This window comes from Flavobacterium micromati (assembly GCF_900129585.1).
Lineage (GTDB): Bacteria > Bacteroidota > Bacteroidia > Flavobacteriales > Flavobacteriaceae > Flavobacterium > Flavobacterium micromati.
The window spans coordinates 258,036-274,916 of record NZ_FQWF01000001.1 but is presented as its reverse complement, the minus strand read 5'-3'; the positions used below and the strand labels follow the sequence as shown (position 1 = coordinate 274,916).

16 protein-coding genes and 1 tRNA gene are annotated in these 16,881 nt (G+C 33.6%); 3 read left to right on the top strand and 14 right to left on the bottom strand.

The genetic code is table 11. From position 1 onward, the window contains the following. Positions 1-446: 446 nt before the first annotated feature. Positions 447-1,835 (bottom strand): dipeptidase, encoded by a 1,389-nt coding sequence (locus tag BUB42_RS01155; RefSeq protein ID WP_073016356.1) that lies wholly within the window; start codon positions 1,833-1,835, stop codon positions 447-449. A 104-nt stretch (positions 1,836-1,939) separates the two neighbouring features. Between BUB42_RS01155 and BUB42_RS01150 the strand changes: the two genes are divergently transcribed. Beyond that, positions 1,940-2,021 (top strand) — tRNA-Leu (locus BUB42_RS01150). Between the two features lie 419 nt (positions 2,022-2,440). Here the strand turns inward: BUB42_RS01150 and BUB42_RS01145 are convergent. The 13 genes from BUB42_RS01145 to BUB42_RS01090 form a co-directional block, all read right to left on the bottom strand. Then, on the bottom strand, positions 2,441-2,908 hold the full coding sequence (locus BUB42_RS01145) for an RDD family protein (protein WP_073016354.1): 468 nt from the start codon (positions 2,906-2,908) through the stop codon (positions 2,441-2,443). Between the two features lie 319 nt (positions 2,909-3,227). After that, positions 3,228-3,368 carry a hypothetical protein gene (locus tag BUB42_RS16335; protein WP_170857169.1) on the bottom strand — a complete coding sequence of 47 codons (141 nt, stop codon included), beginning with the start codon at positions 3,366-3,368 and terminating at the stop codon, positions 3,228-3,230. 155 nt (positions 3,369-3,523) lie between these two features. Further along, a complete protein-coding gene (locus tag BUB42_RS01140; RefSeq protein ID WP_073016352.1) occupies positions 3,524-5,710 on the bottom strand; it encodes a prolyl oligopeptidase family serine peptidase in 2,187 nt (728 codons plus the stop codon). A gap of 526 nt (positions 5,711-6,236) precedes the next feature. Further along, positions 6,237-6,656 (bottom strand): type II toxin-antitoxin system VapC family toxin, encoded by a 420-nt coding sequence (locus BUB42_RS01135; protein ID WP_073016350.1) that lies wholly within the window; start codon positions 6,654-6,656, stop codon positions 6,237-6,239. After that, positions 6,656-6,907: a DUF6364 family protein gene (locus BUB42_RS01130; RefSeq protein ID WP_073016348.1), complete on the bottom strand. Its 252-nt coding sequence runs from the start codon at positions 6,905-6,907 to the stop codon at positions 6,656-6,658. Before BUB42_RS01130 ends, BUB42_RS01135 begins: the two co-directional genes overlap by 1 nt. A 401-nt stretch (positions 6,908-7,308) precedes the next feature. Next, positions 7,309-7,614, bottom strand: coding sequence for a type II toxin-antitoxin system RelE/ParE family toxin (locus BUB42_RS01125; protein ID WP_073016346.1), 306 nt, complete (start codon positions 7,612-7,614; stop codon positions 7,309-7,311). After that, positions 7,615-7,821, bottom strand: a complete 207-nt coding sequence (locus BUB42_RS01120) for an addiction module protein (RefSeq protein ID WP_073016344.1) — start codon at positions 7,819-7,821, stop codon at positions 7,615-7,617. Between the two features lie 233 nt (positions 7,822-8,054). Further along, positions 8,055-8,924, bottom strand: a complete 870-nt coding sequence (locus tag BUB42_RS01115) for a S1 family peptidase (RefSeq protein ID WP_084118257.1) — start codon at positions 8,922-8,924, stop codon at positions 8,055-8,057. 193 nt (positions 8,925-9,117) lie between these two features. Next, positions 9,118-10,089, bottom strand: coding sequence for a hypothetical protein (locus BUB42_RS01110; RefSeq protein ID WP_073016342.1), 972 nt, complete (start codon positions 10,087-10,089; stop codon positions 9,118-9,120). 227 nt (positions 10,090-10,316) lie between these two features. Further along, positions 10,317-10,769, bottom strand: a complete 453-nt coding sequence (locus tag BUB42_RS01105; RefSeq protein WP_139257242.1) for a hypothetical protein — start codon at positions 10,767-10,769, stop codon at positions 10,317-10,319. 346 nt (positions 10,770-11,115) lie between these two features. Then, positions 11,116-13,545: a ribonucleoside-diphosphate reductase subunit alpha gene (locus BUB42_RS01100; protein ID WP_073016338.1), complete on the bottom strand. Its 2,430-nt coding sequence runs from the start codon at positions 13,543-13,545 to the stop codon at positions 11,116-11,118. 305 nt (positions 13,546-13,850) lie between these two features. Then, the gene (locus BUB42_RS01095; RefSeq protein WP_073016336.1) at positions 13,851-14,828 is read right to left on the bottom strand and encodes a ribonucleotide-diphosphate reductase subunit beta; all 978 of its coding nucleotides are present in this window, start codon (positions 14,826-14,828) and stop codon (positions 13,851-13,853) included. Positions 14,829-15,079: 251 nt separating this feature from the next. Beyond that, positions 15,080-15,655 carry a DUF3109 family protein gene (locus BUB42_RS01090; protein WP_073016334.1) on the bottom strand — a complete coding sequence of 192 codons (576 nt, stop codon included), beginning with the start codon at positions 15,653-15,655 and terminating at the stop codon, positions 15,080-15,082. 247 nt (positions 15,656-15,902) lie between these two features. On the opposite strand from BUB42_RS01090, the gene BUB42_RS01085 reads away from it, so the two are divergent. Together BUB42_RS01085 and BUB42_RS01080 are read left to right on the top strand one after the other, a co-directional pair. Beyond that, entirely contained in the window at positions 15,903-16,481 is a 579-nt protein-coding gene (locus BUB42_RS01085) for a MarC family protein (protein ID WP_073016737.1), read from the top strand. 117 nt (positions 16,482-16,598) lie between these two features. Further along, positions 16,599-16,799 (top strand): hypothetical protein, encoded by a 201-nt coding sequence (locus tag BUB42_RS01080; RefSeq protein WP_073016333.1) that lies wholly within the window; start codon positions 16,599-16,601, stop codon positions 16,797-16,799. Positions 16,800-16,881: the final 82 nt, after the last annotated feature.

Below are 16,881 nucleotides of genomic sequence, written 5' to 3'. Positions count from 1 at the left end.
CGGAAAACCTGACATTGTTGCAAGCAGTATCTTGAGTTTTCCTGAAAATTGCTGCAACAAGGGAACGCCCAAACAAAAAGTCCGTTTATTCAATTAAGAACAAACGGACTTTTAATGTTAATTTCACAAAGCAACGGAGATAAATTCAATCTGATTTAGTCACTTGTTTTGAAATCGTAAATGTCATTTTTAGCAAAAATTCTCGCGTTAAGGGTTACAGATGAAATCCTTTTTATACGCAGGAACGGAGCATAAAAAGACTACTTCATTATGATTTTATTTTAATTTTGGTATTTAGTGAATTTCATTTGCAGTAGAAAACCTGACCGTGTTGCTAGCAGTATCTTGAGTTTTCCTGAAAATTGCTGCAACAAGGGAACGCCCAAACAAAAAGCCCATTTATTCAATTAAGAACAAACGGGCTTTTAATATGAATTAGAGAAATTTTATTTACTCAATTCCACAAAATATTTATAAAACAACGGAATGGTTTCGATCCCTTTTAGGTAATTGAATATCCCAAAATGCTCATTTGGCGAGTGAATTGCATCACTGTCTAAGCCAAATCCCATTAAGATTGTTTTGCTTTTTAGTTCTTTTTCGAACAGCGCCACGATGGGAATACTTCCGCCAGAACGCACAGGAATTGCCGGCACGCCAAAGGTTTCTGTATAAGCCATATTCGCCGCTTTGTAGCCTATGCTGTCAATAGGAGTTACGTATCCTTGCCCGCCGTGATGCGGTTTTACTTTTACAGTAACGCCAGCAGGAGCGAGGCTTGTAAAATGTTTTGTGAACAGTTTAGTGATGTGTTCCCATTCTTGATTGGGTACTAAACGCATCGATATTTTAGCGAAAGCTTTGCTAGCGATAACTGTTTTTGCACCTTCGCCAGTGTAACCACCCCAAATTCCGTTTACATCAAGCGTAGGACGAATCGAGTTTCGCTCATTAGTCACATAGCCTTTCTCTCCATATATGTCATTTAGGTCAAGTGCTTTTTTATAATTTTCTAAGTTGAAAGGCGCTTTGGCCATTTCAGCTCTTTCTTCTAGCGATAATTCTTCGACATTATCATAGAATCCTGGAATGGTGATGTGATTGTTTTCATCATGCAGTGACGCAATCATTTTGGCCAAAATATTGATTGGATTCGCAACTGCTCCACCGTATAAACCCGAGTGTAAATCACGGTTTGGCCCAGTAACTTCTACTTCTACATAACTTAGTCCACGAAGACCTGTTGTAATAGACGGCTGCTGATTAGAGATCATTCCAGTATCTGAAATTAAAATCACATCATTTTTAAGTTTCTCCACATTGTTTTCAACGAAAGTTTTCAGGTTTACACTCCCGACTTCTTCTTCGCCTTCAATCATGAATTTAACATTACACGGCAAAGTATTGCTTTGAATCATATATTCAAAAGCTTTTACGTGCATATACATTTGGCCTTTATCATCGCAGGCGCCTCGAGCAAAAATGGCTCCTTCAGGATGAATTTCGGTTTTTTTAATTACGGGTTCGAATGGGGGAGAGGTCCAAAGTTCAATAGGATCTGGCGGTTGAACGTCATAATGACCGTACACAAGGACTGTGGGTAAACTTGGATCTATTATTTTTTCACCGTACACTATAGGGTAACCTGCGGTCTCGCAAATTTCGACATGGTCGCATCCTGCTTTTTCTAAACTCACTTTTACGGCATCGGCTGTGTCGATAACATCTTGGCAATAAGCTGTGTCGGCACTTACAGATGGAATTTTTAATAATTCAATTAATTCGTTTATAAAACGATCTTTATGTTGTAGAACGTACGATTTTATATTATCCATTACTTTTTTTTTATAATTTCAAAAGTACAAAAAAGAGAATGAATATTTTTTTAAAAATTTCTTTGTAAAGTGGAACTTATGTTTATCTTTGCACCCACAATTGCGCGGATATGGTGAAATTGGTAGACATGCCAGACTTAGGATCTGGTGCCGCAAGGCGTGTAGGTTCGAGTCCTATTATCCGCACTTAAAACAACTCAATTATCTTCTTATTAGATAGTTGAGTTTTTTGTTTTTATTAATTGATAAACCTTTGCCAAATCATTATCACGATTCTAATCAAAAGCGACTTTCAAGTTGTGTTCTTTTTTCACTAAACGACATTTTAGTAATTTAGACAACACGGTAAAAAAAATAAAATATAATTGAACCGCATCAAATTTTATTTAAGGTTTTAAATTTTTGATAAAACAGTAAGACCGCTAAATAGCAGTAACGCTGAAAAAAACCTAGTTTTCTTATATTTTAGATATTAAATAAAGTATTACGGGGAAACTATTCAAGGGTACATATTAAAATGCCGATTATAAAGATTATTTTGCTGCATAAAATCTAAACAAATAAAAAAAAATGCAATAAATAGCTCGCACTACTCGCAAAAATCTTTATAATTTTATTCGAGAAATAAATTCATGTTTATTCACGACATAAGTAACTGATAATGTATCATGCCATCCTCTTGCGTTATCTGATAAAAACGAAAAGGCTTCAATAGGAATCATACGAACTAACGTTCTTATAACAATACTTTTTACTTTTGGTCTGCTGCCGTTATGTTTAACTACTATTGTTTTTGTAAAATATTTCCCAAAAGTTCTGGAAAAATAAAACTCCATAATTGTATAATAAAAAAACAGCACTACCAATCCAAAAAGTAGATTTTCGGTGACGGTCAAGGATATGATCCACTCTGATAATTTGTAATTCCCAATCACTTCTCCTATAATATTTATGGCTGCCCCAATACCAACTGTGAACATGTAAACTATAAATGAGTCAATGACAAGATTTAAAAACCGTTGTCCCTTCGAGGCTAATAAATCGTTAGTAATCGTAAATTCTTTAGTTTCCATATTTAGGTTTTTGGTTAGAAAATAACAATTTTAGTGCTGTTGCTATTTGGGATGATAACTTATATTTAATGCTATAAAGTTACTCATTGTAAGTCAGTGGGACCTTATACTATATTAGTAGAGTTTTATGAAATTCTCACTTTTATGAAAATGGTTAAATTGTTGCATTTTATATAGAAAGATTTATTGGTGTAGTATCTCAGAGACATTATTGATAGTGTAACGGTAGTTTTATGCTGTCTAAAATGATTTATCTATCGAAGGGAATTAAAATGCTTTTTAACCTTTTGCGTGGTAAAGTATTCACCAGTGCCTTCCTTTATTTTTTATAACCTAAAATCAGTTCGGATTTTAAATAAGATAAAATTTCAATTTCTTTTTTTGGCAAACTATTCCACAATTGTTCCGTTAAAACAATTCTTTCAGCAGCACTTATGGTGTTTAAATCTTTGATTTTCATTTGATAAAACTGCAGAAAATAGTTTTATTAATTGCACTTTCTTTTTGTCTTTACCACTTTTAAACAAAAGCCATAAATGGCCTTATTTAATTAACAGCCCATTTTTAATTAGATATTATGGTTAGGTGACGGCGGTAATTTGTAGTAAATAATTTTCATTTTAATTGAAAATCCGGATGGCCCGTCTGCCATAAGGCAAACTTCAGAATATATAATAATTCACTTTGAGAACCCCCGTGACCACTATTCCAATCAACCGAAAGTAAGATCGGCCTATTTCCTTTTTGCATTTCCTGCAATTTGGCTGTATACCTTGCTACAGGGTGCATGCTGAGTATATAATCTGTAGCGCCATGCAAGATTAGCATTGCAGGCAATTTATTATTCTGGGGGATATTATAATAGGCACTAATGCTATATCTTGAATTAAACCCTTCTTTCGTAGTCAAAGGACCTGTTGATTTTTGTTCCCTACCACCTGCGGCATCCATGTTGGTAACCAGATCAGGAAGGCCAGAAAGAAAAATACCACCGGCAAAGAGATCGGGACGTTGATTAATGGCATTGCCAACAAGGAAAGATCCGGCGCTTGCTCCCATGATCAATTGCTTATTCGCAGAGGTATAATTATTTTTTACAAAATACTCGGCAACATCAACTGCATCATTGATCGAATTCATTTTATTCGGAAACTGCCCATCTTTTGCCCATTCTTCTCCCAACTCACCACCGCCGCGAACATGGGCAACAGCATAAATACCACCGCGCATTATCCATGGTAATTTGTTAGGATCATAACCAAGGTCAGTTACCGCGCCGCCATTGCCATAGCCATCTATTAAAAGTGGGTTATTGTTTGTAAGATCTAGTCCTTTTTTATACACTAGTGAAGCTGGAATTCTTTTACCATCACGAGAAGGTACCCACATTAGATCGGTTTGCAAAAATTCACCTGCATCGTATACTTTATCGGCAAATGGAACAGACATCGTTTCTTTCGACTTAAATACATACAGAAAGTATTGAACGCTGCGTGTTGCAGAAAAACTGGCGAATAAAAGATCATTAGCTCCTGAAAGAGATAAGCTATTGATGGAACCTTTAAATTTAAGTGGTAAAACTGAAGCGGATTTTGTTTTCAAATCTATTTTTATTATTCGCATATCACCAATTTTTCTAGTCAGTACGTAAAGCACATCCTTACCCGCAATAATACCCGAATTATGATTATTATCTGTAACAGCGATAACAGTGTTTTCCTGTTGCCAAAAAGCTTCGGGACTTGCTCCAATTTCCAAGTTAATCTTAACTATATTGTAACCAGGTATGTCTTTTGTGCCAGCATATAAATAATTACCGTTTGCATCAAAGCCATCACCGAGATTGGTGTAATTCTTTAGTTTTTTCCAGGGCGTATTCTTCCCGCTTAGTTCTGTATAGTGAACGGCAAAAGCATAATTATCATTATCCCCAGCTCTTATTCTGGCAACAAGGTAAGGTGAGTTACGAAAGCTGTAGATATAAGGTGTTTCGTGTGGTTGTAATTTTATTTGTGGATTTTGATCGATACCAAAAACAATCTCATCTTTTGAAACAGCATTACCTAACATATGCAGCTTGATCATTCCATTATAATATTTTTTTTCATGTATTTCTGTTGGTGGGGCCTGAGAGTATAAAATTCCTTTGTCGTCAGGCAGCCATGTCATAGAAACTCCCCGAGAATCGTTGAACATCACTGGAGCAATACTATCTATTAAAAACTCTTTTTTATCAATGTCATAAATTCTTATCTGTGGGTTTGCTTCTCCTTGCTGTGTGAGCATAAGTGCCAATAAAGATTTGCTATGTGCAAAGACTCTCTTTTGGATGGAATACCGCTGGCCATTTATTTTAACAGAGCTCAATACCTTTTCCTCAGCGCCATTTAATCCTTTTCTCCTGCAATACCACATGCCTTCTTTTGGAATTACCCTGCTGTAGTAAATATATTCCCCAACAGTTTCACCATTCCATAGTTCATCATCTAGTGTGGTAAAAGCCTCATTCCATTCTTTTTCTATAATAGAATCGCCCGGAATACTATCAAAGATCGTTTGCGTAAGTTTGCTCTGTTGCCTGCTAAATTCTGTCACTTCTTTTTCATTATTCTTACGGCTCATCCAAAAATAATCATCAATCAATTTCCTGCCATGGATCAGACTGTCAAAAGCTTCTTTTCTAGCTGTTGGGTATTTGAATTGAGCATTACACGTAAAACTGTTGAACAGACTAACTATTATAATTAATAAAAACAAATAAGGTCTTCTATTAATTATTCTGGAATTTTTAAGAATTATCATAAGATTTCATTTAAATTATCCCTACAAAAGTTTGTATAAAAGCTTAAATTGTGTTCAAAAGTGCTGAACCTTAGGTAAATATAATTAATTATCGTACACTAAAAGGGGATCTTTTAAAATAATTTGTAATAGCTCTTAGAAATTATAAAGCATAAAAAAGGGCTGAAAAAAAAGAGAAATGAGATTAATACTTTTAGATTCTTTAATTCCAGATTTAGATCAAATAAATTAAGAATCTAAAATCACATCTTCATGAATAAGGTTTTCTATACTCAAATTTGAAAGAAAGCAATATAAAAAATCAATCTCATTGCATTGCAAAAAAAAGAGGCCTACTTTGTCTTTTAATTCCAGTTGCTTGGGAGACTGTTGATATTTTGACGATAATTCCACCGTGTTAATTGCATGTATTTTTTTACAAATTTTTGAGCCGTGGAGGATTTAAACGCGGCTTCATTCTTTAATACGTCCATTGTTGCTCGGATGTTCGTTTGCCGTGGCGGTTGCAACGAATCTTTTGATTTTACTAGTTGGATTTGTTTTTTAGATAAATTTCTGGAGTAATTATAGCGAGTTTACTATTTCGAAAATCTTTAATATTTCTAGTTAATATAATTTGAATAGTTCCATTATTTGAAGCAGCAAAATTTTGTAACGCATCTTCAAAATCTTTAAATTTTGAATTAAGAGCATCAATTACCACTTCTTTATTCATTTCAACAATATCAATTATGGTAAGAAGCTGTTTTAATTTTTCTGTAATGATTTCGTGTTTCGCTGTTTTTCTTAGTAAATAATACACATTACTAATTATTACAGGAGTTACAAATCCTTTTATTTCATTGTTTTCACATAGCAAAAATAGTTCGGCAGCAAATTCTGCGAAGGGTTGGCGGTCAAAGAAAAAATCTAGAATTACATCTGTATCGATTAAAACATTTTCCATTATAAATATTTTTCTTCAAGTCTTTTTGTAAGTTCTTCTTTGTAAATAAAGTCTTTAGGCATTTGAAATGACCCTTTTAAAGATTTTAAAAGCGGAGAAAGTTTAATTTTTTCTTCCTTATCCTCCGCTTTTGTTAAAGATTTTAGATAGTTTTCAATGATATTTGAAAGGCTTCTGTTTTTCTGTTTGGCATATTCTTTTGCCTTTGAAATTATTTCTTGTTCGATTGTTAAAGTTAACTTTGTGTTCATTTTTTTTTTCAAAGATAATAAATATTTTAAAGCACGTGTGTTTATTTTATATTTAGCACGTGTATTTTAAATTATCATGTAACTCAAGCAGGTCTAAAACCGCTAAAATTTTAAAAAACCGCAACTGTCTATTAAACATAATTCATTTATCAGCTAAGGTTTGTCAAAAAAGATCTTCTTGAAAACGGCTTGTAAGGCGCAAATGTCTCCGTCGTCGCACCCAATCCAATGATCAATGAACACAAGTATTTATTTTTAATGCAAAATATTGATATTTGAATATGTAAATAAGCTAATGATTCATGTAATTACATAATTGTAAAGGCATGTAAAAATAGGGACGAAGTCAGGAGACTTCGTAGAGCGATGTTGATGAAGACTTCTGGGAGCGTGCGCTTACTCTATAGCGGAGAGTTTAATCTAAATTCCCAATTCCTTGGAGAGCGTGAAGTATGAAAGACTCCAATTATGCTTATCTTTTCATCATTAATTATATAATGTATTCCGTAAGGAAAACGAGATATGAAAAGAATTTTTACAGATTTATATCTTTTTTGGAATGAAGAAGGATTTCTAGATATTTTATTTAAGCCAGCTTCTAAACAAAGCTCAAAATCATAGGAAAGCCCACTCCTCTGTTCTTCATACCAAAGAACTGTTTCTTCAATATCTAATAAAGCTTCCTTTATAAAATGTAAATTATACATTTATCTAATTGTGTCAATATGTTTTTTTACATCTTGCCATGTAAAATATTCAGCTTTACCTTCCTTAACTTTTTGCAATCGAAAATCTAATTCGGATTTAATTTCAGGTGAAACAACAATGTCTTTTTTGGAAACACTATCCCATAACTGTTCTACTAAAACAATTTTCTCAGCAGTACTTATTTTGTTTAAATCTTTAATTTCCATTTTATAAAATTAGACAAATTTATTTGAATGTGTGGAGAAATTAAAACGTTTCACTATAAAAAGAAAGACAGTCGCTTGAGCGACTTTCTTTCTTCGTTTTACCTTCTTTAGTTGTGGGCACCAGCGATATGCTTGCGCTAGACCCGGGACTTCGTACAGTGTTGCTACTAAAGACTGCGCGAGGCGCATTCAATGCTTGTGATCTGGACGCATTTAATCCCTTAGTGATTGTTTTATTTTAAAACTTTTTTAAATTCCAAAATTTCAGACGATTTAATAACATAGCCTAAATTCATAGGCATTTCGGACTTAACTTTTTCAGAGTACGTTCCAGGGATTGCCTTTAACACTTCTCCATTTACGGTATATAATGGTCCTGCATACAAAATACCAAGTAAAAATAATCTTGAAGCGCCAAATTGAGCATTGCCTTTTTTATCAACAAAGCCTGAATCATTATATTGAAATATTGGAGACCCACTTGAACCACCAAATGCAGCGATATCTATTAAAAATTCTTTTTTACCATTATAATCTAAATATGATGGTGTTGCTGTTATTCCTTTTCTAACAATTGGCATATTATTAGTTTCATCCCATAAACCATTTGGATATCCAATCATAAAAATTTCTTCAAATGTTTTGAATTCTTTTTTTTGAAATTCGTCATTTGGGATTTCATTTTCTGAAAAGCCTACCGTATAAATGAAAGTATTGTTTTTTTGTGCTTGCTGAAGTATTTGTCCAATTGGAATTGCTACTAAGTCTATGTTTGTGCTTGGATGTTGAACTACTGTTTTAGAAGAATTAGGAATTTCATAAATAAAAGCATTGCCATTCTCAGGGCTTCCATTTATAGATTTTCTAAAGTAAAGAAAAATCTTTGTGGCTCCTTGTATGACATGTTTATTTGTAATTATAACTGGAATATGTTTTGTAGAATCATTTTCGACTTTAAAATTGAAGAAAAAGCCTGTCCCAACTGCTTTATCGGTTTCAATTCGAATTGAATTATATGTTAATTGTTCAGTGATATGTGGAACTTGACAAAATGAAGTTTCAGTCACGAGAAGAAGTATATAGACGATAAATAAATTTTTCATGATCTTGTCTGGTTTAAAACTATCTGGCTAATTTTTTACTTAGCGCGAAACTATTACATAACCTTTTGTCACTTATAGATGGCTGGAAGTTAGTAAACCCTCAGTTTTCGTTTTAACAATAACGTGGCGCAAAACGACAATTCTACTGAAGTCTCGCACTTTTTGTAAATGGATTCATAGCCATTGATTCTTTTTATTCTGGGTTTGTAGGTATATGTCTTTCGGCACAGTAATTTTCCACTTCTGTATCATTAATAAAGTATCCATCACAAAATTCGTCTAGTTCTTTTTCCGCTCCCAAAACATATTTTTCACTTGCTGTCATTAGTTTTTCTATTTGTTCTATGAATTTTTCAAACTCTTTATTCATTTTGCAAAGTTTATCAATTGTCTTAAAATCTAGGTCCCGAAAAACAGAAGGATAGAGGACTTTACTTTGATACGGATTTGCATTTAACTCAATAATTCCTATTCCAAATGATTGATTAAGTCTTGCCATTTCTTCATTTAAACTGTCGCTAAATTCAAAGGCAACTAAATATCCATAATTTGCCCAGCTAGAATTTGAAACCGCTTGAAAAAATGCTTTTTTAAGTTCACTATCGCTATTAATTTCTCTTTTGAGTTCATAGGAAGTTAATTTGAAAGTATCAACCCTATTGATTGATTTAAGGAAGTTTTGACTTGCTTTTGTCTGCAAATGCAGAAACTTTATACCAATCATATCTGGATGTGTCCAAATTTGGTTATTGTCTTTACCATTAGATTGTTCGTGAAATATTGTCTTTGAGTAAGTGTCAGTATTCTTTAAATAACTACTCAAGATCTTATGTAAATCCCTTTCTTCGTAGGTTTTGAACTTATTGTTCTTTGTTGTTTTTATTGAGGGAATTACCGTTTCACCACTCAAAATTTCAATACCAATATTCTGCTCGTTTTTGGTCAGATAGTAAGAATAAGTAGCTCCATTTTGTTTGATTCGTTTTACTCTCGTATCTCCATTTCGAATAAAATCTCCTAAAACTGCCGAAATCGTAGAACCAGGAGTTTTAGCAAAACCAAAGTCATAATAGTTTTTTTCATTTATGTGATTTAGCACTACCAAATAATTGGTGATATCGTTAATGTCTTCTAAACTTTTTAATACTGCTTCTTTTAATGTCATTTTCTATTTGTATGATTTTTGCGGTTCTTGAGTCACCATAACATATCGTGTGGTCGTTTGGAGAGGTTATCAAATTATGAAAACGACTAATTTATGTTAAACGTAAAGGTACTTTAAAACTTTATTGACACGAATAGCAAAATCTTGCTAAACGGCGTTTATGCCTTTGGTTTGTTGTTTATTGAACATATGCAATTTCGCTTTCACACCTTTTAAATCAGAAGTAATTATAAACCATCCAATATATTATTAATAAAGTTCATTACTCTCTTTCCACTAAATATTGCAGCTAAAACAACTAGTGAAATACCAATAAACCACGAATTTGAAAATAAAGACTTTAGTTTTGACTTTGTTACTTCTTCTGAATTTGTTAACAACTTTAAATTATCAGTACTTTGATTATTCAAAAAATCAGAATTATTGTGACTTTTTTTATTTTGTTCAGGTTTGATAGCGTTAAAAAATATTTTACCTTCAAAATTTATTTGGCACAAGAAATATTTGTCATATCCATTAGAAGTATATTTTTTAGCATTTATTAACCTTTTATTTTTTAGATCTAAAATTGATTTATTTAGTAAAACTTTATCTTCTGATAACAAATTAATATTTATAAATTCGCCATTATCGTTCTCAGATAGATATTTTAATATTTTATATTCTAAAGTGTCTTTCATATGATGTTTTAAAATGACGCCTAACTTTTGCATACTCACCCATTCCAAATAGTTTTCACCTAATTTAGACTAGTAAGCGCATATTTTATTCACTTTTCCCTCTTTCAAATATATTAAATTATTCCTACAAAATTTATAATTATTTTAAAAAAAAACTGTGAAAATAAATTAATTCCCCTAGCCCTGATAGAAGTGGAAATCCTTATGTGCCGGCGTTCGGCACAGAAGATTGTAACGCATAGCAGGAAATAGCTCCAAAAAAATATAAAAAAAGCCATTCTCCTCACAAAAAGGAGAACGACTGTTTTCTAATTATATAAAATCTTCGTTCGTGGTAAGTGTGAAACTATGACCCGCACATCTCACAATCATCTGGATTAGCGTTTTTAGATAGCTCAATCATCGCTTTATATTCTTCAGGCGACATTACTGCAGGTTCGTTCAAAACGGCAATAGCTTCTAATCGTTCTGGAACGGGTTGCGCTTTTACTTCAATTGGTTCCGCTTTTTTATCATTGTTTAATGTAAATTTAATAGCATCCACCGCAGCTTTTGTTCTTAAATAATACATTCCTGTTTTTAATCCCGATTGCCAAGCATAGAAATGCATTGAAGTCAATTTAGCGTAATTAGCGTTTTGCATAAACAAGTTCAGTGATTGCGATTGATCTACAAAATATCCGCGTTGGCGTGACATATCAATAATATCTTTCATGGACATTTCCCAAACGGTTTTATACAATTCCTTCAAATCCTGCGGAATATTCAAGTCTTGGACTGATCCATTATTACGCATTAATTCTTGTTTCAAAGCTTCGGTCCATAAACCACGTTCTACTAAATCATGCAATAAGTGCTTGTTTACCACAATGAATTCTCCCGAAAGTACTCTTCTCGTATAAATATTAGAAGTGTACGGCTCGAAAGCTTCATTGTTACCTAAAATTTGAGACGTAGAAGCCGTTGGCATAGGCGCTACAAGCAATGAGTTGCGAACACCGTGTTCCATCACTTCTTTTCTAAGCGAAGCCCAATCCCAGCGACCTGACAATTCTTCATCTTTCATTCCCCACATATTGTACTGGAATTCTCCTTGAGACATAGGCGAACCTGCAAAACTAGAATACGGGCCTTCTTCTTTAGCCATTTCCATCGATGCCGTTACAGCTGCAAAATATAAAGTTTCAAAAATTTCTTGATTCAGTTTCTTCGCTTCATCACTCGTAAACGGCAAACGCAACATGATAAATGCATCGGCTAATCCTTGTACTCCAAGACCTATTGGTCTGTGGCGCTTATTAGAATTTTCTCCTTCTTTTACAGGATAATAATTTCTATCGATAACTTTATTTAAGTTTCTAGTCACCCGTTTTGTAACGGTGTACAGCATTTCGTGATTGAATTTCTTGTCTTCTACAAACATTGGTAAAGAAAGGGAAGCCAAGTTACAAACGGCGATTTCGTCCTTAGACGTAAACTCCATAATCTCCGTACATAAATTCGATGAACGTATTGTACCTAGATTTTTCTGATTTGATTTTCTGTTTGCTGCATCTTTATACAGCATATAAGGTGTTCCAGTTTCGATTTGCGATTCTAGAATCTTCTCCCACAGTTCATGTGCTTTGATGGTTTTTCTACCTTTGCCGCGTTTCTCGTAATCAATGTACATCGCTTCAAATTCTTCGCCGTACACATCATACAATCCCGGACATTCGTTAGGACACATCAATGTCCAGTAACTGTCTTCCTGCACGCGTTTCATAAATAAATCCGAAGTCCACATCGCGAAAAATAAATCTCTCGCACGCATTTCTTCTTTTCCTGTATTCTTTTTCAGGTCTAGGAAATCAAAAATATCGGCATGCCAAGTTTCAATGTAAATAGCAAAACTACCTTTTCGTTTTCCACCACCTTGATCTACGTAACGTGCGGTATCATTAAAAACTCTCAACATGGGAACAATCCCGTTTGAAGTTCCGTTGGTTCCACGAATATAAGAACCTGTTGCACGTACATTATGAATAGAAAGTCCAATTCCACCCGCTGATTGTGAGATTTTGGCGGTTTGTTTTAGCGTATCGTAAATTCCGTCAATACTATCATCTTGCATGGCTAGTAGGAAACAAGAAGACATTTGTGGTTTCGGAGTTCCAGCATTAAACAAAGTAGGAGTTGCGTGGGTGAAGAATTTTTTCGACATTAAGTCGTATGTTTCAATCACTGATGTCAAATCGTCTAAGTGAATCCCAACTGAAACTCGCATCAACATGTGTTGCGGACGCTCTACGATTTTACCGTTTATTTTTAGCAAATACGAACGTTCTAAGGTTTTGAAACCAAAGTAATCGTAATTGAAATCTCTATTGTATATAATGTGCGAATCTAAAAATTCGGCATTTTCCATAATCACTTTATGCACTTCATCAGAAAGTAACGGCGCCTCTTGACCATTTCTTGGATTTACATAATGGAACATATCGTTCATTGTTTCCGAGAATGATTTTTTAGTATTAGAATGCAAATTTGAGATTGCGATACGAGCGGCTAATTGTGCATAATCAGGATGCGCAATGGTCATCGAAGCCGCAGTTTCAGCCGCCAAATTATCTAATTCCGACGTAGAAACTCCGTCATAAAGTCCTTCAATTACTCGCATTGCCACTTTTACAGCATCTACTAAATCATTCAAACCATAACATAGTTTTTTAATTCTATCTGTGATTTTGTCAAACATTACAGGCTCTTTGTGACCGTCTCTTTTTATTACGTACATAATTTTTTGGTTTTTAAAACAGCAAATCCCTTCACTGTTTTAGTTGTTTGTTTGTTATTGTGAGGAACTTTGAAATCAATTCTACAGTGTAGTTTCTCATTATTTTTTGGAGCTCTTTCCAGCTATCCGTTACAATCTTTTTCTTTTAAAAAAAAAGAAAAAGGATTTCCACTACTATCTGGGCTAGTGCTTAGTAGCAGAAAGAAATTCAGTTTAAATTCAAGATGTAAATAAGGAAAATAACATTTTCAGCACTTTTAATGACTTATAAAAAGAATTTTTTCCTTTGCGCTTTGGGCTAATTATTAAAAATCAGCGTCGAAAGTTATTTTTTGAGCATCAACATCAGTGTTCATAACTCCTGCTTTTTGATATTCGGCTACTTTCTTTTCAAAGAAGTTTGTTTTTCCTTGCAGCGAAATCATGTCCATGAAGTCAAATGGATTTGATGTATTGTATTCTCTATCGCAACCTAGTTCCACTAACAATCTATCAGCAACAAATTCTAAATATTGCGTCATAAGCACCGCATTCATTCCTATCAAACTCACTGGAAGCGATTCTGTGATAAATTCTCTTTCGATGTTTAAAGCATCTACAATAATACTTCTAATTCTTTCTTTTGGAACTTTATTAATTAAGTGGTGGTTGTGTAAATGCACCGCAAAGTCACAGTGAACGCCTTCATCACGTGAAATTAATTCGTTAGAGAACGTTAAACCTGGCATCAAACCACGTTTTTTCAACCAGTAAATAGAACAAAAAGCACCCGAAAAGAAAATTCCTTCTACTGCTGCAAAAGCAATCAAGCGCTCCGCAAACGAATCCGATTCAATCCATTTTAAAGCCCAATCTGCTTTTTTCTTAATCGCAGGAAAAACTTCTAACGCATTAAACAATTCATCTTTTTCAGCTTCGTCTTTTACGTAAGTGTCAATCAATAACGAGTACGTTTCGCTATGGATATTTTCCATCATGATTTGGAAACCATAGAAAAACTTTGCTTCAGCATATTGCACTTCGTTAACAAAATTCTCTGCTAAGTTTTCGTTCACAATTCCATCTGACGCAGCAAAAAACGCAAGAATATGTTTAACGAAATACCTTTCGTCATCGCTTAGCTTATTATTCCAGTCGTTTAAATCTTGGGACAAATCGATTTCCTCTGCAGTCCAAAAACTAGCCTCCATTTTCTTGTACCACTCCCAAATATCATGGTGTTTGATAGGAAAAATTACGAATCGATTTTTGTTTTCTTGTAAAATTGGCTCAATTTGTGTCATTTTATGTTTTGTTTATTTTGTGATTTTAAAGAAATTTTATGCTATCAGGGAATTACAAAGATTGTAAAATATTGGCGAAATTGAAAGTCAAACTTATTCACAATCGCTATTAGTTTTTAACAAACCAATAAAATATAAGCTTCTTTTTCTAAATTTTAAATAACTTAAAATCAGTTGTTTAAAAATTAAAAATGAGTGTAAAGTACCGTAAAATATAGGATTTTAAAAATAGAAAACAAGTATTTTCTATTCTAGTTTGGATTCTTTTTTAGCTCTTGAGCCACAGTTTCTAGTTCAGCGTACCAATCTTCGCCAAACCGGCGAATCAAAGCTTCCTTAACAAATTTATAAACTGGAACTTCTAATTCTTGACCTAAAGAACAGGCCGGATCGCAAATGTCCCACTTGTCATAATTAACTGCTGCAAACTCGGTGAAATCTTTCACACGCACTGGGTAAAGATGGCAGGAAACCGGTTTTTTCCAATCAATTATTCCTTGATTATAGGCTTGCTCGATACCGCAAAGAGCTGTTTTCCCATCAAAGATTACATAAGCACAATCTTTATTGTCAATTAACGGAGTTTCTAGGTCACCATCAGTGCCGTTTACCCACGTTCCTTGTGCTTCAATTGCTTCAATCCCTTGCTTGCGCAAAAAAGGTTTTATCTTAGGATAAATCTCCTCTAAAATTTTAGTTTCTTCGAGACTGAGCGGGGCTCCAGCGTCACCATCTACACAGCAAGCACCTTTGCAAGCAGTCAAGTTACAAACAAAATCCTTTTGGAGCAGGTCTTCTGAAACGATCGTTTTTCCTAATTGAAACATTAAATTGTAGTACTTAAATAATTAGTTGCAAAGGTAATTAAAGAAACGGATCACTAGGGTTTAAAAATCAATTTTAACCTTTATACTTCATTGGCAAAAAAATCAATTCATATACAAGAAATTTTAAAATTTAAGGCAAGATCACTTGTGAAAAGGCCGATTTTTAAGAAACATACTCCCTTTTAATCGATAGTAAAAATTGACCGATACTAAACCAAAAAGTTTAACTTTACACCCAAAAAAAACCATGTTTGGAATTGACATTAAGGAAATAATTACTGTGGGAATGGTGCTTTTTGCTGTAATTGACATTATTGGATCTATTCCAATAATTATTGGTTTAAGAGCAAAATTTGGAATAATTGAATCTGAAAAAGCGTCAATAGTTTCGGGAATTATTATGATAACCTTCTTGTTTGTTGGAGAGGAACTTTTAAAATTGATTGGCATTGACGTTAATTCGTTTGCCGTTGCTGGTTCATTCGTATTGTTCTTTTTAGCGCTAGAAATGATTTTAGGTATTCGTATTTACCGTGATGAAGAGGCGAGTTCAGCCTCCATTGTTCCACTAGCTTTTCCATTAATCGCTGGAGCAGGAACCATGACAACTTTGTTGTCATTACGATCTCAATTTTACACGGTAAACATTATCATTGCAATTATCCTGAATATAATAGTAGTGTATCTCGTTCTAAAGTCCTCTTCTAAAATTGAGAGAATGCTCGGAAAAAACGGACTCGGTGTTATTAGAAAAACGTTTGGCGTTGTACTTCTCGCAATAGCTGTTAAATTATTTGCTGCGAATGTTAAAGGTTTGTTTGTCTGAAATAAATTTGTTTAATTTTACCGCTTAAATTTTTATTATTCTATATATTGCAATTATAAATTGTAATATCACATGGAAAATCCATTACTCACCCTTCATCTTTAATCAATTTGATTTATGAAAATTTTTACTAACATTTTAGTGTTTTTGGCAGTCGCTTTAATTGTATTTAATATTACCCTTCTTGATTTTAGAAATCCATTTAAAGGAGATAGCGTAGTCGCTTTCATCGGAATCGCAGCAGCTTTTTGTGCAGTTTTAATTTTGTTGATCTTTAAAATATCTAAAAGAATAGAGGAAAAAACTAACGAGAAATAATCCTTTTTAATTAACCCAACTTATTGGCGTTGGCATTGGTAAAATGTAAAGAAAGTGCGCGATAACATTATCGGAAAACATA

Coding starts and splice junctions, on each gene's coding strand:
- BUB42_RS01155 (WP_073016356.1), bottom strand. CDS start 1,835: ATGGATAATATAAAATCGTACGTTCTACAACATAAAGATCGTTTTATA.
- BUB42_RS01145 (WP_073016354.1), bottom strand. CDS start 2,908: ATGGAAACTAAAGAATTTACGATTACTAACGATTTATTAGCCTCGAAG.
- BUB42_RS16335 (WP_170857169.1), bottom strand. CDS start 3,368: ATGAAAATCAAAGATTTAAACACCATAAGTGCTGCTGAAAGAATTGTT.
- BUB42_RS01140 (WP_073016352.1), bottom strand. CDS start 5,710: ATGATAATTCTTAAAAATTCCAGAATAATTAATAGAAGACCTTATTTG.
- BUB42_RS01135 (WP_073016350.1), bottom strand. CDS start 6,656: ATGGAAAATGTTTTAATCGATACAGATGTAATTCTAGATTTTTTCTTT.
- BUB42_RS01130 (WP_073016348.1), bottom strand. CDS start 6,907: ATGAACACAAAGTTAACTTTAACAATCGAACAAGAAATAATTTCAAAG.
- BUB42_RS01125 (WP_073016346.1), bottom strand. CDS start 7,614: ATGTATAATTTACATTTTATAAAGGAAGCTTTATTAGATATTGAAGAA.
- BUB42_RS01120 (WP_073016344.1), bottom strand. CDS start 7,821: ATGGAAATTAAAGATTTAAACAAAATAAGTACTGCTGAGAAAATTGTT.
- BUB42_RS01115 (WP_084118257.1), bottom strand. CDS start 8,924: ATGAAAAATTTATTTATCGTCTATATACTTCTTCTCGTGACTGAAACT.
- BUB42_RS01110 (WP_073016342.1), bottom strand. CDS start 10,089: ATGACATTAAAAGAAGCAGTATTAAAAAGTTTAGAAGACATTAACGAT.
- BUB42_RS01105 (WP_139257242.1), bottom strand. CDS start 10,769: ATGAAAGACACTTTAGAATATAAAATATTAAAATATCTATCTGAGAAC.
- BUB42_RS01100 (WP_073016338.1), bottom strand. CDS start 13,545: ATGTACGTAATAAAAAGAGACGGTCACAAAGAGCCTGTAATGTTTGAC.
- BUB42_RS01095 (WP_073016336.1), bottom strand. CDS start 14,828: ATGACACAAATTGAGCCAATTTTACAAGAAAACAAAAATCGATTCGTA.
- BUB42_RS01090 (WP_073016334.1), bottom strand. CDS start 15,655: ATGTTTCAATTAGGAAAAACGATCGTTTCAGAAGACCTGCTCCAAAAG.
- BUB42_RS01085 (WP_073016737.1), top strand. CDS start 15,903: ATGTTTGGAATTGACATTAAGGAAATAATTACTGTGGGAATGGTGCTT.
- BUB42_RS01080 (WP_073016333.1), top strand. CDS start 16,599: ATGAAAATTTTTACTAACATTTTAGTGTTTTTGGCAGTCGCTTTAATT.